We start from the raw sequence: 19903 nt of genomic DNA on the forward strand, positions 1-19903 counted from the left end.
AAAACGGGCGCGGGAGTATATAGCCCCCGCGCCCGTTTTTATATGACCGCCGGGTTAACGGACCCGTCCTGGCGCTTGCGCCAGTTCTTCTTTGCTGAAGTCATCCACATCGATCACCTTGCGTCGCGCCGCCTCGGCAGCATGCAGCGTCTGCGCCTCGGCCGCTTGCAGTACGCCTGCCTGCAACGCGGCGTCGATGGCATTTTCCCCGGCGATCGGTTTGAGCTGACCGCTTTTGAGCGCACTGTGGAGTTTTTTCTGCAGCGGATGGCTGGCGTCGAGCAGGTCGTAGGCATGCTGCAATGCGCCCACCGGATCCTCGGCCGATTGTGGACGATAGCAACCGGCCAACAACGCTTCGAGGGTCGGATCGCCCTTGGCACGGCCGATCACCGCTGCCACTTCGGCATCCAGCGCATCGGAAGGGCCTTTGTGGCGACGACCGAACGGGAACACGATCACCCGCAACAGGCAGCCGAGGATTTTATTCGGGAAGTTGTCGAGCAGTTCGTCCAGTGCGCGCTCCGACTGCCCGAGGCTTTCTTCCATGGCCCAGGCAAACAACGGCTCCAAATGCCCGGGGGAGTCGAGATCGTGGTAACGCTTGAGCGCCGCCGAGGCCAGGTACATGTGGCTCAGCACATCGCCCAGGCGTGCCGACAAGCGTTCGCGACGTTTCAGTTCGCCACCCAGCAGCATCATGCTCAGGTCGGCCAGCAAGGCAAATGCAGCGGCCTGACGGTTAAGGGCACGGAAGTAACCCTGGCTCAGGCGGTTGCCCGGGGCTTTTTCGAAGTGGCCCAGGCCGAGGTTCAAGACCAGGGTGCTGGCGGCGTTGCTGACGGCGAAACCGATATGTTGCAACAGCAGGCCATCGAACTCCTTGAGCGCCTGGTCATGGTCTTCGCGACCCGCCAGCGCCATCTCCTTGAGTACAAAAGGATGGCAACGAATCGCGCCCTGGCCAAAGATCATCAGGTTGCGCGACAGAATGTTCGCGCCTTCCACGGTGATGAAAATCGGCGCGCCTTGCCAACTGCGACCCAGGTAGTTGTTGGGGCCCATGATGATGCCCTTGCCGCCGTGTACGTCCATGGCGTGGCTGATGCACTCACGGCCGCGCTCGGTCAGGTGGTACTTGAGAATTGCCGACAGCACCGAGGGTTTTTCCCCCAGGTCGACTGCGTTGGCGGTCAGTATCCGTGCGCTGTCCATCAGCCAGGCGTTGCCGCCAATACGCGCCAGCGCCTCCTGGATACCTTCGAATGCCGACAGCGGCACGTTGAACTGTTCACGTACCTGGGCGTATTGGCCAGTCACCAGGCTGGTGAACTTGGCCGCGCCGGTGCCCACCGCGGGCAGGGAAATCGAACGGCCGACCGACAGGCAGTTCATCAACATCATCCAGCCCTTGCCGAGCATGTCCTGGCCGCCGATCAGGAACTCCAGCGGAATGAATACATCCTTGCCCGAGTTGGGGCCGTTCATGAACGCCGCGCCCAATGGCAGATGACGTCGGCCGATTTCCACGCCGGGAGTATCGGTGGGAATCAGTGCCAGGCTGATACCCAGGTCTTCTTCATCACCCAGCAGATGATCCGGGTCATAGGCCTTGAAGGCCAGGCCCAGCAACGTCGCTACCGGCCCCAGGGTGATATAGCGTTTTTCCCAGTTCAGGCGCAGGCCGAGAGTCTCCTTGCCTTCCCATTCTCCCTTGCAGATCACCCCGGTATCGGGCATGGCGCCGGCGTCGGAACCTGCCAGCGGGCCGGTCAGGGCAAAACACGGGATATCGTCGCCACGGGCCAGGCGCGGCAGATAGTGATTACGTTGTTCATCGGTGCCGTAATGCAGCAGCAGTTCGGCCGGGCCCAGGGAGTTGGGGACCATCACGGTAGACGCGAGGTCGCCACTGCGGGTCGCCAGCTTCATCGCGACCTGGGAGTGGGCGTAGGCGGAGAAGCCCTTGCCGCCGAACTCCTTGGGAATGATCAGGGCAAAGAAACCGTGTTGCTTGATGTGTTCCCAGGCGGCGGCCGGCAGGTCCATGGCTTGGCCGATTTCCCAGTCGGTGACCATGGCGCACAGCGCTTCGGTGGGGCCGTCGATAAACGCCTGTTCTTCCTCTGTCAGTTGCGCCTTGGGATAGGCGAGCAATTTGTCCCAATCGGGACGACCACTGAACAGTTCGCCGTCCCACCAGACGGTACCGGCATCAATGGCGTCGCGTTCGGTCTCGGACATCGGCGGCAAGACTTTCTGAAACCAACTGAACAGCGGGGCGGTGAAGTAGCGACGACGCAGGTCCGGCAGCAACAGCGGCGCGGCCACCACCGCGAGCAACACCCAGAAGATCAGCAGCAACCAGCCTGGCGCATGACTGAAGGCGCCCATCGCCAACAGATAGACGGCAACCACGCCCAAGGCGGGCAGGGGGGCGGTGCGACGGTGTGCCAGATAGGCAATTCCGAGCACCAGCACCAGTATCCACAACAACAGCATATTCAATCCTCCGTGAAACCAGGGCAAAACACCCTCAGAGCTTAGTCGGTGTCCGAAAAAGCGTGCGTCGAGGGTGTTACGTGTTGTGCCAGGCAGTACGATTCAGACACAGGCGTGAAGCGCCGACATTTGGCCGAATCGTCGTTATCCCTGGGCCGGACCTGTGGTTAGACTTCAGGTTCGCCTCGGAGAAAATTCCCATGAATGCGTACTTGAGTCCCAGCCGCTTCATCGATAGTGACCACCCTGCGGTGGTGGAGTTCGCTGAAAAACATCGCGGTTCGAGCCTGGATCCCCGTGACCAGGCGGTCAGTCTCTACTATGCCGTGCGTGAGGCGGTGCGCTACAACCCTTACACCTTCAGTCGTGATCCGCAAACCCTCAGCGGCAGTTACGCGCTGGCTGCGGGTCAGAGTTATTGCGTGCCCAAGGCCACCCTGTTGGCGGCCTGTGCGCGACATTGCGGCATACCGGCCCGCATCGGCCTGGCCGATGTGCGAAATCACCTGTCGACCCCGCGCTTGATCGAGTTGCTCAAAAGTGACGTGTTCGCCATGCACGGTTACACCGAGCTGTATTTGCACGGGCATTGGGTCAAGGCCACCCCGGCGTTCAACCAGCAACTGTGCGAATTGTTCGATGTACCGCCCCTGGATTTCGACGGAATCAACGACAGTGTTTTTCACCCCTTCAACCGGCAGGGAGCGCGCGCCATGGAATACGTGGTGGATCATGGGCAGTTTGCCGATGTGCCTGAGGATTTTTTCTTTACCCACCTGGAGAAATGTTACCCACACCTGTTTGGCGAGCAGATGCCGCCACTACTGGGCGACATGCAGGGCGATTTAAGCCGCGGCTGAACCGGCGTATGCTGCCTCGGCATTCATCCATTGGGAGGCGGTCATGCTGAAGATCTGGGGACGGAAAAATTCGACAAATGTCAGGAAAGCACTGTGGTGTGCCGAAGAACTCGGCCTGGACTATGAGGCGATCGATGCGGGTGGAGCCTTTGGTGTGGTCGATACCCCACACTACCGTGCGTTGAACCCGAATGGCCGGGTACCGGTGATTGAGGACGGCGACTTTGTGTTGTGGGAATCCAATACCATCGTGCGTTACCTCTGCGCCAAGCATGTTACCGACTCCGCCTGGTATCCCAGGGATGTGCAGGCGCGGGCCAACGCTGAAAAGTGGATGGATTGGACCACCGCGACCTTCGCCGGACCTTTCAAGAGCGTATTCTGGGGCGTGGTGCGTACTCCCGCCGAGAAGCAGAACTGGGACACCATCCATGCCGGTCGCCAGGCTTGCATCGACGTGTTGCAGACCGTTGAGCGAACCCTGACCACGCAACCCTATTTGTCAGGTGCCGAGATCGGCATGGGCGATATTCCCTTGGGCTGCTTTATCTACGCCTGGTTCGAGATGCCCATCGAGCGACCTGCGATGCCCGCGCTAGAGGCTTGGTACCAGCGCTTGCAGCAACGTCCGGCCTATCGCAAAGCGGTCATGACCGCGTTGACTTAATACTGACTATTAATACAGGTGACTGTACTTGTGCGACGCGGGCAAGCACCATGCCTGTCCTGCGTCGCCGTTGCATTTAGTACGGCGCGCCCTTATCTGTTTCCTGTCTCCCTTCTTCTTGGTGCGTAATCCGATATGAGTTCCGCTCTGTCCATCCGGCAGCTAACCAAAACCTACGGCAACGGTTTCCAGGCCCTGAGTGGTATCGATCTGGACGTCGCCGAAGGTGACTTTTTCGCCTTGCTCGGCCCCAACGGTGCCGGCAAATCCACCACCATCGGCATTCTCTCGACCCTGGTCAACAAGACCAGCGGCAGCGTGAATATCTTTGGCCACGACCTGGATAAATCCCCGGCCGCGCTCAAGCGCAGCATTGGCGTGGTACCCCAGGAGTTCAATTTCAACCAGTTTGAAAAGACCTTCGACATCGTGGTGACTCAGGCGGGTTATTACGGTATCCCGCCCAAAGTCGCCAAGGAACGGGCCGAGCAATACCTCACGCAACTGGGCCTGTGGGACAAGCGCGACGTGCCTTCCCGCTCGCTGTCCGGCGGCATGAAGCGCCGGCTGATGATTGCCCGCGCCCTGGTGCATGAGCCGCGCTTGCTGATCCTCGACGAACCCACCGCGGGCGTGGATATCGAACTGCGCCGCTCGATGTGGTCCTTCCTCACCGAGCTGAATGAAAAAGGCATCACCATCATCCTCACCACCCATTACCTGGAAGAGGCTGAGCAGTTGTGCCGCAACATCGGCATCATCGACCACGGCACCATTGTCGAAAATACCAGCATGCGCAACTTGCTCGGCCAGTTGCATGTCGAGACGTTCCTGCTGGACCTCAAGCACAACATGTCGGCGGCGCCGCACTTGCTCGGTTACCCGAGCCGCCTGGTGGATAACCACACCCTGGAGGTCCAGGTGGATAAAGCCGTCGGCATCACCGCGCTGTTCGCTCAATTGGCGACCCAGAACATTGAAGTACTGAGCTTGCGCAACAAAACCAATCGCCTGGAGGAGTTGTTCGTGTCCCTGGTGGAGAAAAATCTGGCGAAGGTGGCGGTATGAGTTCCGAACTGCAACCCAACCTCGTCGCGCTGCAGACCATTGTCTACCGCGAAGTGAAGCGCTTTACCCGGATCTGGCCACAAACCCTGCTGCCGCCGGCGATCACCATGGTTCTGTATTTCGTGATTTTCGGTAACCTGATTGGCCGGCAAATCGGCGATATGGGTGGTTTCACCTATATGGAATACATCGTGCCGGGGTTGATCATGATGTCGGTGATCACCAACTCCTACGGCAACGTGGTGTCGAGTTTCTTCGGCAGCAAGTTCCAGCGCTCCATCGAGGAATTGATGGTGTCCCCGGTATCGCCCCATACCATTCTGATCGGCTATACCTTGGGCGGTGTGCTGCGCGGGCTGATGGTCGGGGTGATCGTGACGATCCTGTCGATGTTCTTCACCCACCTGCAGGTGCACCATCTGGGGGTGACTGTTGTGGTGGTAGTACTGACAGCGACGATCTTTTCGCTGCTGGGATTTATCAACGCGGTGTTTGCGCGCAACTTCGATGACATCTCCATCATTCCGACCTTTGTGCTGACGCCGCTGACCTACCTGGGCGGGGTGTTCTACTCCATCTCCCTGCTGCCGCCATTCTGGCAGACAGTCTCGCTGGCCAACCCGGTATTGCACATGGTCAATGCGTTCCGTTACGGGATTCTTGGGGTATCGGATATCAAGATCAGTGTGGCGATCACCTTTATGATTGTGGCGACTGTGGTGTTGTACCTCGGTTGCACACGGTTACTGGTGAGTGGGCGCGGGATGCGTACCTGAATCCTGTCCTGTGACGAGGGGGACTTGTCCTGTGGCGAGAGGGCTTGTCTGTGGCGAGGGGGCTTGTCCCCCGTTGGGCTGCGCAGCAGCCCCAAAAAAGCCTCCTCCGTCCTTCAGTCCAAACTGGGGTGAAAGGTTTGGGGGCAGCTGTGCAGCCCAGCGGGGGACAAGCCCCCTCGCCACAAAAGCGGTATCAGGTGCTTCACTTGCTTAAACAAGCCTTCCTAATGGTGTGGCCAATGTCGAACCCCAGCGGCGTCCTACTCGTCGGCTGCGGCGGGAGCTGCCAGCGCCAGATCTATCAGTGGGTGCAACTCTTCCACCGGCAGCGGCGCACTCGCAAACAGAATCCTGAACACTGTCGGCGCCGCCAGCAGATTGATCAGCCGATCGACGCTGGGCAGCGGCTCGGCGCGGTCGGCGTAGCGATCCAGGATGGCCTGCAACTGCCCACCGAGGATCGTCACGCAATAGCCTGGCGTCTGGCTGCACTGCACATCACGCATCATGTTGCGCCCTGGTTCCGAACTCATCTCGTCCAGGTATTGCTCGGCCCAGGCTTGCAGATCACCTCGCAAACTGCCGGTGTCGGCCGGGGCGCTGTCGGGGCGCATACGCGCCAGCGCGACATCCGCGAGCAGGGCGGCAAGGTCGCCCCAGCGCCGGTAAATCGTGGACGGCGTGACCCCTGCGCGCGTGGCGATTTGCGGCACGGTGATACTGGCGCGCTCTTGCTCCTGCAGCAGCTCGCGTACCGCCGTGTGCACTGATTCTTGGACCCGGGCGCTGCGGCCCCCCGGGCGAAGGCCTTCTTTTATTGCCATGTTGCGACCTTAACACAAAGAATTTGCTTTAAGCTGGCATCAGTAGCACACTCCACAAAAGCAAAATATTAGCTTTAGTGGAGTATGCCCATGTCCAGCCTCATCTCCCACCGTTTCGGCCTGGTGTTCCTGGCGATCACCTTGCTGACATTTCTCGCGGCCTCCAGCGCGCCGACGCCGTTGTATCACCTCTATCAAGAAGGCCTGCACTTTTCCTCCGGCACCCTCACGCTGATCTTTGGTGTGTACGCCTTGAGCCTGCTGGCGGCGTTGCTGACGGTCGGCTCGTTGTCGGATCACTTGGGGCGCAAGCCGGTGATCTTTGTCGCACTTGTATTGGAGATGGTGGCCATGCTGCTGTTTATCAACGCGGACAGCGTCGCCTGGCTGATCGCGGCCCGGACTCTGCAAGGCTTCGCCACGGGTATGGCGACTGCCGTACTGGGCGCCGCGCTACTCGATATCGACCGCCAGCAGGGGCCGCTGGTCAATAGCATCACGCCACTGCTGGGCATGGCGTGCGGCGCGATGGGCAGCAGTTTGCTGGTGGAGTTTGCGCCGCTGCCCACTCAGTTGATCTACTGGACGTTGCTCGTGCTGCTGGCGTTGCAAGGCCTTTTTGTGTGGCGTCTGCCGGAAAGTGTGAGTCCTGTCCCCGGTGCGCTGGCATCACTACGGCCGACTTTGCACGTACCGCCTCAGGCGCGCCGCGCCCTGTGGTTGTCGTTGCCGGTGGATATCGCGGTATGGGCCGTGGGCGGCTTTTATCTGTCTCTGGCGCCATCGCTGGTGCGGGCGGCGACCGGTTCGACCTCCAATCTGATTGGCGGCGGCCTGGTCGCGGTGCTGACGTTGAGTGGCGCGTTGATGATTTTCAGTTTGCGCAAGCATGCGGCGGATAAGGTGCTACGCCTGGGGGCGAGCCTGTTGGCCGTCGGCGTCGCGCTGATTCTCGGCGCCGTTCATATGGGCAGTTTGCTGCTGTTTTTCTTCGCGACGCTGGTAGCCGGCAGCGGATTCGGCGCGGGGTTTCTCGGTGCCTTGCGCAGCGTTGTACCGCTGGCGTTGCCCCACGAGCGCGCCGGCTTGATGTCGGCGTTTTATGTACTGAGTTACCTGGCGTTTTGCTTGCCGACGCTGTTGGCGGGCAACCTGACGCGTAGCTTCGGCCTGATTGCCACCACTGACGGGTATGGCGCGGTGCTGATTGTGTTGGCGCTCGCTGCGTTGATCGGCCTGATCTTGCAGGATGCGGCCAGGATCAGGGCGACGCCGGGCGGCTGAATCAGTACTATCCAACACCTTGTCGAGCCTGATCGAGATTGACCCATGAAGATAATCCGCAGCAAGGAATTCACCGGTAGCCGTGCCTGGGAAGCGCTGGATATTGCCAATATGAACGGCATTACCACGCGTTTGCACTGGACGGACCAACCGTATCGCTGGCACGTCAACGACGGGCAAGAGGTGTTCGTGGTGCTCGATGGGCGAGTGCAGATGCACTACCGTGAACAGGGTGTCGAGCACATCGCTGAACTGAACGTCGGCGACATTTTCTATGCCAGTGTGGGCACCGAGCATGTTGCACATCCGCAGGGTGCCGCGCGCATTCTGGTGATTGAGTCGGAAGGCAGTGAATAACCTTATATTGGCAAAATAGATAATATATAGAGATATTACCCGTTATATAGATATTCTATTTGCTTCTATCATGGCCTCAACCTCCATACGAGGAAGAGGAGTTAGCCATGACGTGCCCCACTCGCATCACCAGCAGCTACAAACCGTTCAGTCACCTGGTCAGCCCCAGGGAAGTCATTCGTCAATTCACCCCCAATTGGTTTGCCGTCACCATGGGCACTGGCGTGCTGGCACTTGCCCTGGCGCAACTGCCCATCACGCTGGCGGGCGTACACGCCATCGCCGAGGGGCTGTGGTGGATGACAATCTTTCTGTTTGGGTTATTCAGCGTGCTGTACGCCGCGCGCTGGGTGATGTTTTTCCACGAGGCGCGGCAGATTTTCGGGCACTCCACGGTTTCGATGTTTTTCGGCACTATTCCCATGGGCCTGGCGACCATCCTCAATGGCTTGCTGCTGTTCGGCCTGCCGCGCTGGGGCGATGGCGTGGTGCAACTGGCCGAAGCCGTGTGGTGGCTGGACGTGGCCATGGCGCTGGCGTGCGGGGTATTGATCCCGTTCCTGATGTTTACCCGCCAAGAGCACAGCATCGACCAGATGACCGCGGTCTGGCTGTTGCCGGTGGTGGCCGCCGAAGTCGCCGCCGCCAGCGGTGGATTGCTGGCGCCGCATCTGGCCGACGCGCCTGCGCAACTGGTGATGTTAGTCACCAGCTACGTGCTGTGGGCGTTTTCCCTGCCGGTGGCGTTCAGCATCCTGACCATCCTGGTGCTGCGCATGGCCCTGCATAAACTGCCCCACGCCAATATGGCCGCATCGAGCTGGCTGGCCTTAGGCCCGATTGGCACGGGTGCCCTTGGCATGTTGCTGTTGGGTGATGACGCACCGGCGATCTTCAGCGCCAACGGGTTTGTCGGCATCGGTGAGATTGCCCAAGGTCTGGGACTGGTCGCCGGTATCACTCTTTGGGGGCTGGGCCTGTGGTGGATGTTGATCGCGATCCTGATCACCCTGCGCTACTTGCGGGCCGGCATTCCCTTCAACCTGGGCTGGTGGGGGTTCACCTTTCCGTTGGGGGTGTATGCGCTGACCACCTTGAAACTGGGAAGTACCCTGCACCTGGCATTTTTCAGCGTGGCCGGCAGCGTGCTGGTCGCCGCCCTGGTCCTGATGTGGCTGGTGGTTGCCAAACGGACGGTGCAGGGTGCGTATAGGGGTGAGCTGTTTGTCTCACCCTGTATTGCAGGTTTAGGGAATAAGTAACCAGGATTAGGTAAAGTCGTGGCCTGAAAATCTATAACAACCTTCAGGCCACGCAGGAACACGGACGATGAGCCACCCTTCGCAATTCACCTTGCTGCGCAAACGGCGTTTCCTGCCGTTTTTCATTACCCAGGCACTGGGAGCGTTCAACGACAATATCTTCAAGCAATCGTTGATCCTGGCCATCCTTTACAAGCTGACCATCGACGGTGATCGTTCGATCTGGGTCAACTTGTGTGCCTTGCTGTTTATCCTGCCGTTCTTCCTGTTCTCGGCCCTGGCCGGGCAATTTGGCGAGAAGTTCAACAAGGACGCATTGATTCGCGCGATCAAGTTCGGCGAGATCGTGATCATGGGCGTGGGCGCCGTGGGTTTCATGTCCAACCATCTGGGGCTGATGCTGCTGGCGCTGTTTGCCATGGGCACCCAGTCGGCGCTGTTTGGCCCGGTGAAGTACTCGATCATGCCGCAGGCCTTGCATGAGGATGAATTGGTCGGCGGCAATGGCCTGGTGGAAATGGGGACCTTCCTGGCAATCCTGGCCGGGACCATCGGTGCCGGAATCATCATGTCTTCCACGCATTACGCGCCGGTGGTGGCCACTGCAGTGATCGGTCTCGCGGTGTTGGGGTACCTGGCCAGTCGCGCCATTCCTCGCGCGGCGGCCTCCAGCCCCCAAATGCGCCTGAACTGGAATATCTTCAGCCAATCCTGGGCCACGTTGCGCCTGGGCCTGGGGCAAACGCCGGCGGTGTCGCGCTCGATTGTCGGCAACTCATGGTTCTGGTTTGTCGGTGCGATCTACCTGACGCAAATCCCGGCGTATGCCAAGGATTGGTTGTACGGCGATGAGACCGTGGTCACCTTGATCCTCACGGTGTTCTCGGTGGGCATCGCCCTCGGCTCGATGCTCTGCGAAAAGCTGTCCGGGCGTAAAGTGGAAATCGGCCTGGTGCCATTTGGCTCATTCGGCTTGACCGTGTTCGGCCTGTTGCTGTGGTGGCACTCCGGCGGTTTCCCGCAGAACATTCAGGCCAACGACTGGCTCGCGATTTTGCGTTCCGGCCAGGCCTGGTGGGTGTTGATCGATATCCTGGGGCTGGGTGTGTTTGGCGGTTTCTACATTGTGCCGCTGTATGCCTTGATCCAGTCGCGCACCGCCGAAAACGAACGGGCGCGGGTGATTGCCGCGAATAACATTCTCAACGCGCTGTTCATGGTGGTCTCGGCGATTGTCACGATTGTGCTGCTGAGCATGGTCAAGCTGTCGATCCCCGAGTTGTTCCTGGTGGTGTCGCTGCTCAATATCGCGGTCAATACCTACATCTTCAGGATCGTTCCCGAGTTCACCATGCGCTTCATGATCTGGCTGCTCAGCCATTCCATGTATCGCGTACAGCACCGCAACCTGCAAAACATTCCGGACGAAGGCGCGGCGTTGCTGGTGTGCAACCACGTGTCGTTTGTCGATGCACTGTTGATTGGCGGCGCGGTGCGTCGGCCCATTCGCTTTGTGATGTACTACAAAATCTACCGTTTACCGGTGCTCAACTTTATCTTCCGTACCGCTGGCACCATTCCGATTGCCGGGCGCAATGAAGATATCCAGATTTATGAACAGGCTTTCACCCGAATCGCCGAATACCTGAAGGAAGGCGAACTGGTGTGCATTTTCCCGGAAGGCAAACTGACCGCCGATGGTGAGATCAACGAGTTCCGAGGTGGCGTGACGCGCATCCTCGAGGAGACGCCGGTGCCGGTGATTCCGATGGCGTTGCAGGGGCTGTGGGGGAGTTTTTTCAGTCGGGATCCGCACAAGGGGTTCTTTCACCGCATCTGGTCGCGAGTGACGTTGGTGGCGGGCGAGCCGGTGGCGCTCGAGGCCGCGACGCCTGCGCAGTTGCAGGATGCGGTGGGGGCGTTGCGCGGCAATCTGCGCTAGCTGCGAGGGATCTGTAGGAGCGAGCTTGCTCGCGAAGGTCGTTAACGATGACACGCAACACCTGGAGCGCCGAGGCGCTCTCAGGTTTTTCGCGAGCAAGCTCGCTCCTACACATACAACACGCAGAGCGGGGGAAAGCAGCCTAGGTGCTGATCTTCAGTCCAATCAACCCGCAGATGATCAGCGCCACACTGGCCAGACGGAACAGCGCCATGGACTCCCCGAACAGAATGATCCCGGCAATCACCGTGCCCACCGCACCGACGCCAGTCCAGACCGCATAGGCGGTGCCCAGCGGCAGCTCCTTCATCGCCAGCCCTAGCAAGCCAAGGCTGACCGCCATCGCGGCAATCGTCAGGAGCGTCGGCAGGGGCTTGCTGAAGCCGTCGGTGTATTTCAGGCCGACAGCCCAGCCGACTTCAAACAGACCGGCAAAAAACAGAATGATCCAGGACATGATGGTCTCCATCGGTAGATGGGGTCGTCCCCGGATAGCACACTCGAACGAGCTGCGAGGTCGTCCCCGCGATGCGCGTCAGAGTGCCGAAAATCCCTCGGGCGAGCAAGTTTCAGTCGTCAGTCCGGGCGTGATTGCGCCAGTAGGTCGCGGTCTTCCTTCTCGCTCATGCGCCGGAAGTAGGTCGATAGCAGCGCGCCGGAAATATTGTGCCAGACGCTGAACAGCGCACTGGGAACCGCCGCCAGTGGCGAAAAATGCGCGCTCGCGAGGGCAGCGCCCAGCCCCGAGTTCTGCATGCCCACTTCCAGCGCCAGTGACTTGCGTTGCGGCATCGGTAGCCTGAACGCGCGCGCCGTCAGGTAACCGAGCAAATAGCCAAAGCTGTTGTGCAACATCACCACCGCCATAATCAGCAGGCCCGATTCGGCAATCTTCGCCTGGCTCGCCGCGACCACGGCCGCGACAATGATCACGATGCTGACCACCGAGACCAGCGGCAACACGTCCACCGCATGGCGCACCCGCTCACCCAGCAGGCGTTGTGCCAATACCCCGAGCACGATGGGCAGCAAGACTATTTGCAGGATTGACCAGAACAACTCCATGAACGACACCGGCAACCAGGCCGAGGCCAGGAACCAGATCAATGCCGGCGTCAGCAGCGGGGCGAGGAGGGTGGTGATGGACGAGATCGCCACCGCCAGCGCCAGGTCGCCACGGGCCAGCCAGGTCATGACATTGGACGAGGTACCGCTTGGGCAGCAACCGACCAGAATCACCCCGACGGCGATTTCCGCTGGCAGGTTGAAGACCTGGCACAACAGCCAGGCCACGCAGGGCATGATCACAAATTGCGCAATCACGCCCAGGGCCACCCGCCACGGATGACGGGCAACCTCAGCGAAATCCGCAAGCTTGAGGGTCAGCCCCATGCCAAACATCACCAGCCCCAGCAGCGGAACGATGGCGCCTTTCATGCCGATAAACCAGCTGGGTTGCAGGAAGGCAACCACCGCGAAAATCAACACCCAGTAGGCGAAGGTATTACCGACGAAGCGACTTAAAGCGGCGAGTGCGCGCATGGGGAGGTCCTTGTTATTAGAGAGGTAGTCGGGCTGCAAACCGGATCAAAAATGTGGGAGCGGGCTTGCTCGCGATAGCGGTAGGTCAGCATCCCTATGCTTCACTGACAGTCCGCAATCGCGAGCAAGCCCGCTCCCACCTTCTTGATCTTCACCAGGCTTAAATGCCTTGCGGGGTCTCTTCTCCGCCCAACGCTTCGATCAATGCCGGCAAGAAGTCGCCGAACGTCAGCATCATCAAGGTAAAGCTGGCGTCCAGTTGCCCCAGGGCTTCTTCGCCGCCGTCCTGTTCCGCCTGGTCTTGCAACAGGTCTTCGAACTTCAGGCGTTTGACCGTCATCTTGTCATCGAGCATGAACGACAGCTTGTCCTGCCAGGCCAGTGACAGCTGGGTCACGACTTTACCGGTGGTCAGGTGCAGCTGGATTTCCTCGCCGGTCAGGTCCTGGCGCTTGCAGCGCACAATACCGCCGTCTTCGTGGGTGTCGCGCAGTTCGCATTCGTCGAGCACAAAGAAGTCGTCGGCCGGTTTCTGAGTGGTCACCCAGTCAGTCATGATCGCCGTCGGCGCGGTTTTCACGGTCAGTGGACGTACCGGCAGCGTGCCGATCACTTCACGCAGGGTCGATAGCAAGTCCTCGGCGCGCTTCGGGCTGGCCGAGTTGACCAGGATCAGGCCTTGTTTTGGCGCAATGGCGGCGAAGGTCGACGAACGACGAATAAACGCACGCGGCAGGAAGGCCTGGATAATTTCATCCTTGATCTGGTCGCGTTCCTTTTTATAGACCTTGCGCATTTGCTCGGCCTCGATTTCCTCGACCTTTTCCTTTACCGCGTCACGCACGACGCTACCCGGCAGGATGCGCTCCTCCTTGCGGGCGGCGATCAGCAGGAAGTCGCCGCTGACGTGTACCAGCGGAGCGTCTTCGCCTTTACCGAATGGGGCGACGAAACCGTAAGTGGTCAACTCCTGGCTTGCACAGGGGCGCGCCAGTTTGGTGGCCAGTGCAGTTTCCAACGCCTCGACATCAACAGGCAGATCTTGGGTCAGGCGATAGATAAGCAGGTTCTTGAACCACATGGGGTGAGTCTCTCCTCTATACAAAGGGGGGCATTATTCTCCTCGCAGCGCCCGAGGCCAACCCCGCGTAAGCCATTGGAAGGCATGGAAAAAAATATTAAAGAAAGTGCTTGCCAGAGTCTGGGGCGCTCCGTAGAATGCGCGCCACACCGAAAGTGAAGGGTGATTAGCTCAGCTGGGAGAGCATCTGCCTTACAAGCAGAGGGTCGGCGGTTCGATCCCGTCATCACCCACCATTCGCTTCAAGTGTTACGCGCAGCGGTAGTTCAGTCGGTTAGAATACCGGCCTGTCACGCCGGGGGTCGCGGGTTCGAGTCCCGTCCGCTGCGCCATATTTGCTTCCACTAAGGCCCACTGAACGCCTGGAAGCTACGGAAATAGCGGCCTTGAGCCGCTTTTTTCGTTTCTGGATTCCGCTCGAATCCATCTCCAACCCCGGTTTTTAAGTACAGACTCCAATGTCTGCAGGGAGCGCGGGAACACTGCACTCACCAATCGTTGCCGCCGCGCTTGCTGATCCCTGCAAATGGGCGTTGCCGCCAGTGCCAAACCCACGACTGCATCGCTACTGTTTGCCATCCCCCTCTCAAAAGTCCGGGCACGCGCGACGACGCTCCCGGACCAAAGGTTGCTACAGGCTCATCAAAACCTCGGCTTGAGCGCTTTCCACTGCGGTTTGTAGCGCTGCATCTGCCTCACATCATCGCGCTGGCGAATGCCACACGTCAGGTATTGGTCATGCAGCTTGCCCAGTTGATCGTGATCCAGTTCCAGGCCCAATCCCGGTGCCCGGGTGATTTTCACGCAACCATCGACAATCGGCAGTTTGCCGCCCTTGATCACCTCTTCGTCCGGCTCCTGCCATGGGTAATGGGTGTCGCAGGCGTAATCGAGGTTGGGCACCGAGGCAGCGACATGGGCCATGGCCATCAGGCTGATACCCAGGTGCGAATTGGAATGCATGGATAAACCCAGGCCAAAGGTCTCGCACATTTTCGCCAGCACCTGAGTGTCGCGCAGGCCGCCCCAGTAGTGGTGGTCGGCGAGGACGATCTGCACGCTGTTCTGCGCCACACTGCGGCGTAACTCTTCGAAGTCGGTGACCACCATGTTGGTCGCCAGCGGTAGGCCGGTGCGCTTATGCAGTTGGGCCATGCCCTCCAGGCTCGGCGTCGGGTCCTCGTAATACTGCAGGTCATCACCGAGCAGTTCGGCCATGCGGATCGAGGTTTCCAGCGACCAGTTACCATTCGGATCAATGCGCAGCGGATAGCCGGGAAACGCCTTTTTCAACGCCTTGATGCACGACACTTCATGCTCCGGCGGCAACGTACCGGCCTTGAGCTTGATGCTCTTGAAGCCATAGGCCTCGATCATCCGCCGCGCTTGGGCGACGATCTGCTCTTCGTTCAGCGCCTCGCCCCAACTGTCCGGCTTGTAGGGTGAATCCACGTGCTGCGCGTACTTGAAGAACAAATAGGCGCTGAACGGAATCTCGTCGCGGATTGCCCCGCCCAACAGGTCCACCATCGGTACGTTTAGGGCGTGCGCCTGCAAATCGAGGAACGCCACTTCAAACGCCGAATAGGCATTGCTCAGCGCTTTGCTCGCGTGCGAACCGGGGGCCAGTTCCGCGCCGGCAAGGGCCACCGGCTTGTTCGCCGCCACCGTGGCCTGGACGATGGCCCGCAGTTGATTGAGATTGAACGGATCAAGACCGATCAGTTGACTTTGCAACTGCTGCTGGATCGCCAGCGCCGGGGCGTCGCCGTAGCTTTCACCCAGCCCGATGTAGCCATTGTCGCTTTCGATCTCGATGATCGAACGCAGCGCGAAGGGTTCGTGAATGCCGCTGGCATTGAGCAAGGGCGGATCGCGGAAGGCGATGGGGGTGACGGTGACTCGGGTGATTTTCAAGAGGCTGCTCCCGTTGGATCAGATTTCAGGCTGTATGACTGACCGGCTTCTTTGTCGTGGCGTCTTCGGGCGACGAGTCCAGAAGGTTGCCGCGCGGCGAGGTTCGGGCGAAAAAGATCACCACGGCAGCCACCAGCGAAGTGCCGGCCAAGCCGTACAAGCCTCCCTCGATGGACCCGGTGGTCTGCTCCAGGAAGCCGAACGCGGTCGGGGCCACGAAGCCGCCGAGGTTGCCGATGGAGTTGATCAGTGCGATCACCGCCGCGGCGATGCGGGCATCTAGATAGCCTTGCGGGATCGGCCAGAACAATGCCGAGGCCGCCTTGAAGCCGATTGCGGCGAAACAGATGGCGACGAAGGCGAAGACCGGCCCGCCGGAGGTGGACATGAACATACCGAACGACGCGATCACCAGCGTCACCGCGACCCACGCCTGCTGGTATTTCCATTTACTGGCCATGGCGGCGAAGCCGTACATGGCGACGATGGAGATGATCCATGGGATCGAGTTGAACAGGCCGACCTGGAAATCACCGAGGTCGCCCATTTTCTTGATCATGCTCGGCAGCCAGAACGTGACACCGTAGATGGTCAGGGCGATGGAAAAATAGATGAAGCAGAACAGCGCGATCTGTTTGTCGGCAAGCAATTTGAACATGGATGGTTTGACCGTTTGTGCGGCTTCCCGGGCCTGCTGTTCCTGGTCGATGGCAGCGATCAGCGCAGCCTTTTCTTCCTCGCTGAGCCACTTGGCTTCCCGTGGGTGGGATTGCAGCCAGAACCAGACAAAACCGCAGAGAGCGATGGAGGCAAAGCCCTCGATCAGGAACATCCACTGCCAGCCGTGCAGGCTCAAGCCATCGATGTGCAGCAATGCGCCGGACACCGGGCCGGAGATCACCGAAGCGATGGCCGAGCCACTGAGGAAAATCGCCATGGCCTTGCCCCGTTCGGTCGATGGCAGCCATTGAGTGAAGTAGTAAATGATACCGGGAAAGAAGCCGGCTTCAGCGGCCCCGAGGGCAAAGCGCAGCACATAGAAGCTGGTTTCTCCCTGGACGAAGGCCATGGCCATCGCGACGGCCCCCCAAGTGAACATGATGCGCGTCAGCCAGGCGCGGGCGCCGTAGCGTTGCAGCAGCATATTGGAGGGGACTTCGAAGATCGCATAACCGACGAAGAACAGCCCGGCACCCAGGCCATAGGCGGCAGCGCCGATTCCCAGGTCGGTTTCCATGTGGCTGCGTACGAAGCCGATGTTGACCCGGTCGATGTAGTTGACGATGAACATGATCACGAACAGCGGTAGGATGTGGCGCTTGACCTTGGCGGCAGCGCGGGCAAGCACGTTCGGGTCCGGTGGACTCTGCAGGGTATTCAAGGGCGACTCCCGATAGTTGTTTTTGTTGGGGATTGCGTGTGACATGCCCGATCATGGACGCCGGTATTGATCCCGTCTAATCTAACTTGGCATTCGATTGATACCTGGATTAGATCAATGTTCGAGTTGAGCCAACTGCGCTGTTTCACCACCGTCGCCACAGAACTGAATTTCCGCCGCGCCGCCGAACGCCTGAACATGACCCAGCCGCCGCTCAGCCGGCAGATTCAGTTGCTGGAGCATCACTTGGGGGTCGAGCTGTTCACCCGCAGCACCCGCAACGTCGCCCTCACCGCGGCCGGCCGGGCATTCTTCATCGAAGCGCAGAACCTGCTCGAGCGCGCCCAGCAGGCCGCCGTTACCGCACGGCGTTTTGCCGAGGGCGACATCGGCTCGGTCACCATCAGCTTCGTCGGCAGCGCGGTTTACGAGTTTCTGCCCAAGGTCATTGCCGAGGCACGACTAACCCAGCCCCACGTCCAAATCGACCTGTCGGAAATGAATACCTACCAGCAGCACGAGGCCCTGCGCGCCCGCCGCATCGACCTGGGCATTGCCCGCGCGCCGTTGCAGGAACCCGGTTACTCCACCGAATGCCTGGTGCGCGAGCCCTTTGTGCTGGCTGTATCGAGTACGCATCCACTGGCGACAGCCACAACAGTGTCGGTCAAGGACCTCGACGGCCAGCCGTTCCTGATGTACTCCCACGCCGCCTATCCGCCGTTCAATGAGTTGCTGACCGGCATGCTGCGCTCCGCCCGCGTCGCCCCGGATTATGTGCAGTGGCTCGGCTCGTCCCTGACCATCCTCGCCTTGGTCAACGTCGCCATGGGCCTGGCGCTGGTCCCTCGTTGCGCCACCAGCGTGGTGTTCAAGAACGTGGTGTTCCGTGATATCGACCTGGGCGAGGGGGTGCAAAGCGAGCTCCATCTGATCTGGCGCGAGAACAACGATAACCCGGCATTTGCAATGCTGCTGGAAGGGATTCGGCGGGCGGTGCGTGAGGGGTGGGGGGCGTAGGCGAGGCGCTTGCTCTTCCTGAAAAGCCATGCCGGTCCTATTCCGCTGACTGCGCAGCACTATGCTCAACGCCTGCGCCTGCTGGATTCATCCGCAGGCTATCTCGAATAGCCGTGGGAACGGTCGGAGTCGGTTGTATACGGACAACAGCAGCTGGGACAGGCTCGAAAAGTTATTTAAAATAAATTGCATTTAAATCAACACATTGCGATTTTTTCGTATATGATGCGGCCCACACCGAAAGTGAAGGGTGATTAGCTCAGCTGGGAGAGCATCTGCCTTACAAGCAGAGGGTCGGCGGTTCGATCCCGTCATCACCCACCATTCGCTTCAAGTGTTACGCGCAGCGGTAGTTCAGTCGGTTAGAATACCGGCCTGTCACGCCGGGGGTCGCGGGTTCGAGTCCCGTCCGCTGCGCCATATTTGCTTCCCTTAGGCCCACTGAACGCCTGGAAGCCACGGAAATAGCGGCCTTGAGCCGCTTTTTTCGTTTCTGGATTCCGCTCGAGTCATCTCCAGCCACGGTTTTTAAGTACGGACACCCGCTACTTTCTTGCACGGAAATAGGGATTTGTTGTGCTATTTGGTAGCACGTGGCTCTACCTTCTTCCGACATCTCTCCTGCACCTAAAAGAAGAATTGCATCTGAATCAGACAGTTAACCCTGCACTGAGTTTGTTGGCACGCATCATGCTTTTTTGTATTCGTGGATAATTGGATACAAAAATACATAGGTGCTGCCAATGCAATTTGCCCCCGCCTACGTTGACCGCCAGCCCCTCACTGCAGAGGAGGAGGCCTACAACTTCCTGCTCGACGCCATCTGCGGCGGCCGCTACCGCAAAGGCGATCGTCTGATCGCCGAGGACATCGCCAGCGAGATCGGCATGAGCCGCATGCCGGTGCGCGAAGCGTTTCGCCGCTTGGATGCCCAGGGCCTGGTGACGCTGCGGCCCAATCGCGGTGCCATCGTTAGCGGTCTGGATATCGATGAGCTGTATGAGGTGTTCGAGATGCGTAGCGCGCTTGAGGGCCTGGCGGTGCGCGTCGCGGTCAGCCGCATCGGTGAGCGCCAGATGTCGGCTCTGGAGCGGCTGCTGGACGAGATGGATGACTATCGCGACGAGAGCGCCGCGTGGGTCCGTCGCCACCGCGCCTTTCACGAATACCTGTGCAGCCTCAGCGGCCGCCCACGCTTGATGAAGCAGATTTCGGCGCTGTATTCGCTGGTGGAGGCGCCCATGCGCTTGTGGCTGCAGCACAGCGAAAAACCCCTCAGCGCGCGCCAGGAACACGCGGTGATCCTCGACGCGATTCGCGCCGGTGACGCCGCTCGCGCCGAAGCCGTGGTGCGCGAACACATCGAAAGCACCGTACCGCTGCTGATTCAATTTCTGCAATTGGAAAAATAAGAGAGGCG

General features: G+C 59.8%; 16 protein-coding genes, 4 tRNA genes and 1 pseudogene. 14 read left to right on the forward strand and 7 right to left on the reverse strand.

Annotated features, from left to right (window positions below; translation table 11 throughout):
• Window positions 1-54 precede the first annotated feature (54 nt).
• Window positions 55-2502 carry an acyl-CoA dehydrogenase gene (locus tag AC6CIA_RS14320; protein ID WP_498312860.1) on the reverse strand — a complete coding sequence of 816 codons (2448 nt, stop codon included), beginning with the start codon at window positions 2500-2502 and terminating at the stop codon, window positions 55-57.
• A gap of 200 nt (window positions 2503-2702) precedes the next feature.
• On the opposite strand from AC6CIA_RS14320, the gene AC6CIA_RS14325 reads away from it, so the two are divergent.
• From AC6CIA_RS14325 to AC6CIA_RS14340, 4 genes are all read left to right on the forward strand, one after another.
• A complete protein-coding gene (locus AC6CIA_RS14325; RefSeq protein WP_498312862.1) occupies window positions 2703-3362 on the forward strand; it encodes a transglutaminase-like domain-containing protein in 660 nt (219 codons plus the stop codon).
• Between the two features lie 43 nt (window positions 3363-3405).
• Entirely contained in the window at window positions 3406-4029 is a 624-nt protein-coding gene (locus AC6CIA_RS14330; protein WP_498312864.1) for a glutathione S-transferase family protein, read from the forward strand.
• 135 nt (window positions 4030-4164) lie between these two features.
• Entirely contained in the window at window positions 4165-5097 is a 933-nt protein-coding gene (locus tag AC6CIA_RS14335; protein ID WP_498312866.1) for an ABC transporter ATP-binding protein, read from the forward strand.
• Window positions 5094-5873, forward strand: a complete 780-nt coding sequence (locus AC6CIA_RS14340; protein WP_498312868.1) for an ABC transporter permease — start codon at window positions 5094-5096, stop codon at window positions 5871-5873. Before AC6CIA_RS14335 ends, AC6CIA_RS14340 begins: the two co-directional genes overlap by 4 nt.
• A gap of 260 nt (window positions 5874-6133) precedes the next feature.
• Here AC6CIA_RS14340 and AC6CIA_RS14345 read toward each other — a convergent pair whose 3' ends face one another.
• Entirely contained in the window at window positions 6134-6697 is a 564-nt protein-coding gene (locus AC6CIA_RS14345; protein ID WP_498312870.1) for a TetR/AcrR family transcriptional regulator, read from the reverse strand.
• Between the two features lie 90 nt (window positions 6698-6787).
• Between AC6CIA_RS14345 and AC6CIA_RS14350 the strand changes: the two genes are divergently transcribed.
• From AC6CIA_RS14350 to AC6CIA_RS14365, 4 genes are all read left to right on the forward strand, one after another.
• Window positions 6788-7981, forward strand: a complete 1194-nt coding sequence (locus AC6CIA_RS14350; protein WP_498312872.1) for an MFS transporter — start codon at window positions 6788-6790, stop codon at window positions 7979-7981.
• A 45-nt stretch (window positions 7982-8026) separates the two neighbouring features.
• On the forward strand, window positions 8027-8338 hold the full coding sequence (locus AC6CIA_RS14355) for a cupin domain-containing protein (RefSeq protein ID WP_339530585.1): 312 nt from the start codon (window positions 8027-8029) through the stop codon (window positions 8336-8338).
• Between the two features lie 107 nt (window positions 8339-8445).
• Window positions 8446-9600 (forward strand): TDT family transporter, encoded by a 1155-nt coding sequence (locus AC6CIA_RS14360; RefSeq protein ID WP_498312874.1) that lies wholly within the window; start codon window positions 8446-8448, stop codon window positions 9598-9600.
• A 67-nt stretch (window positions 9601-9667) separates the two neighbouring features.
• Complete coding sequence (locus tag AC6CIA_RS14365; RefSeq protein WP_498312876.1) at window positions 9668-11542, forward strand: MFS transporter; 1875 nt, start codon at window positions 9668-9670, stop codon at window positions 11540-11542.
• Window positions 11543-11684: 142 nt separating this feature from the next.
• Here AC6CIA_RS14365 and sugE read toward each other — a convergent pair whose 3' ends face one another.
• From sugE to rdgC, 3 genes are all read right to left on the reverse strand, one after another.
• Window positions 11685-11999 carry a quaternary ammonium compound efflux SMR transporter SugE gene (gene sugE / locus AC6CIA_RS14370; RefSeq protein WP_498312878.1) on the reverse strand — a complete coding sequence of 105 codons (315 nt, stop codon included), beginning with the start codon at window positions 11997-11999 and terminating at the stop codon, window positions 11685-11687.
• Window positions 12000-12118: 119 nt separating this feature from the next.
• Window positions 12119-13084, reverse strand: coding sequence for a bile acid:sodium symporter family protein (locus AC6CIA_RS14375; RefSeq protein ID WP_498312880.1), 966 nt, complete (start codon window positions 13082-13084; stop codon window positions 12119-12121).
• 160 nt (window positions 13085-13244) lie between these two features.
• Entirely contained in the window at window positions 13245-14165 is a 921-nt protein-coding gene (gene rdgC, locus AC6CIA_RS14380) for a recombination-associated protein RdgC (RefSeq protein WP_498312882.1), read from the reverse strand.
• Between the two features lie 160 nt (window positions 14166-14325).
• Here rdgC and AC6CIA_RS14385 point away from each other — a divergent pair.
• Together AC6CIA_RS14385 and AC6CIA_RS14390 are read left to right on the forward strand one after the other, a co-directional pair.
• Window positions 14326-14401 (forward strand) — tRNA-Val (locus tag AC6CIA_RS14385).
• Between the two features lie 19 nt (window positions 14402-14420).
• Window positions 14421-14497 (forward strand) — tRNA-Asp (locus AC6CIA_RS14390).
• A 310-nt stretch (window positions 14498-14807) separates the two neighbouring features.
• Here AC6CIA_RS14390 and AC6CIA_RS14395 read toward each other — a convergent pair.
• Both AC6CIA_RS14395 and AC6CIA_RS14400 read right to left on the reverse strand, forming a co-directional pair.
• Window positions 14808-16082 carry a glucarate dehydratase family protein gene (locus AC6CIA_RS14395; RefSeq protein WP_339530575.1) on the reverse strand — a complete coding sequence of 425 codons (1275 nt, stop codon included), beginning with the start codon at window positions 16080-16082 and terminating at the stop codon, window positions 14808-14810.
• A pseudogene (locus AC6CIA_RS14400) lies at window positions 16079-17463 on the reverse strand (MFS transporter). Before AC6CIA_RS14400 ends, AC6CIA_RS14395 begins: the two are co-directional and overlap by 4 nt.
• 117 nt (window positions 17464-17580) lie before the next feature.
• Between AC6CIA_RS14400 and AC6CIA_RS14405 the strand changes: the two are divergent.
• From AC6CIA_RS14405 to AC6CIA_RS14420, 4 genes are all read left to right on the forward strand, one after another.
• Window positions 17581-18483, forward strand: a complete 903-nt coding sequence (locus AC6CIA_RS14405; RefSeq protein WP_498312884.1) for a LysR family transcriptional regulator — start codon at window positions 17581-17583, stop codon at window positions 18481-18483.
• Between the two features lie 248 nt (window positions 18484-18731).
• A tRNA-Val gene (locus AC6CIA_RS14410) sits at window positions 18732-18807 on the forward strand.
• 19 nt (window positions 18808-18826) lie between these two features.
• Window positions 18827-18903, forward strand: a tRNA-Asp gene (locus AC6CIA_RS14415).
• Between the two features lie 323 nt (window positions 18904-19226).
• Entirely contained in the window at window positions 19227-19895 is a 669-nt protein-coding gene (locus AC6CIA_RS14420; protein ID WP_498312886.1) for a GntR family transcriptional regulator, read from the forward strand.
• The last annotated feature ends 8 nt before the right edge of the window (window positions 19896-19903 follow it).

The organism is Pseudomonas sp. GQ91 (assembly GCF_059758795.1).

Bases quoted from the DNA above. Each gene is read 5' to 3' on its own strand.
- AC6CIA_RS14320 (WP_498312860.1), bottom strand. From the start codon at position 2,502: ATGCTGTTGTTGTGGATACTGGTGCTGGTGCTCGGAATTGCCTATCTG.
- AC6CIA_RS14325 (WP_498312862.1), top strand. From the start codon at position 2,703: ATGAATGCGTACTTGAGTCCCAGCCGCTTCATCGATAGTGACCACCCT.
- AC6CIA_RS14330 (WP_498312864.1), top strand. From the start codon at position 3,406: ATGCTGAAGATCTGGGGACGGAAAAATTCGACAAATGTCAGGAAAGCA.
- AC6CIA_RS14335 (WP_498312866.1), top strand. From the start codon at position 4,165: ATGAGTTCCGCTCTGTCCATCCGGCAGCTAACCAAAACCTACGGCAAC.
- AC6CIA_RS14340 (WP_498312868.1), top strand. From the start codon at position 5,094: ATGAGTTCCGAACTGCAACCCAACCTCGTCGCGCTGCAGACCATTGTC.
- AC6CIA_RS14345 (WP_498312870.1), bottom strand. From the start codon at position 6,697: ATGGCAATAAAAGAAGGCCTTCGCCCGGGGGGCCGCAGCGCCCGGGTC.
- AC6CIA_RS14350 (WP_498312872.1), top strand. From the start codon at position 6,788: ATGTCCAGCCTCATCTCCCACCGTTTCGGCCTGGTGTTCCTGGCGATC.
- AC6CIA_RS14355 (WP_339530585.1), top strand. From the start codon at position 8,027: ATGAAGATAATCCGCAGCAAGGAATTCACCGGTAGCCGTGCCTGGGAA.
- AC6CIA_RS14360 (WP_498312874.1), top strand. From the start codon at position 8,446: ATGACGTGCCCCACTCGCATCACCAGCAGCTACAAACCGTTCAGTCAC.
- AC6CIA_RS14365 (WP_498312876.1), top strand. From the start codon at position 9,668: ATGAGCCACCCTTCGCAATTCACCTTGCTGCGCAAACGGCGTTTCCTG.
- sugE (WP_498312878.1), bottom strand. From the start codon at position 11,999: ATGTCCTGGATCATTCTGTTTTTTGCCGGTCTGTTTGAAGTCGGCTGG.
- AC6CIA_RS14375 (WP_498312880.1), bottom strand. From the start codon at position 13,084: ATGCGCGCACTCGCCGCTTTAAGTCGCTTCGTCGGTAATACCTTCGCC.
- rdgC (WP_498312882.1), bottom strand. From the start codon at position 14,165: ATGTGGTTCAAGAACCTGCTTATCTATCGCCTGACCCAAGATCTGCCT.
- AC6CIA_RS14405 (WP_498312884.1), top strand. From the start codon at position 17,581: ATGTTCGAGTTGAGCCAACTGCGCTGTTTCACCACCGTCGCCACAGAA.
- AC6CIA_RS14420 (WP_498312886.1), top strand. From the start codon at position 19,227: ATGCAATTTGCCCCCGCCTACGTTGACCGCCAGCCCCTCACTGCAGAG.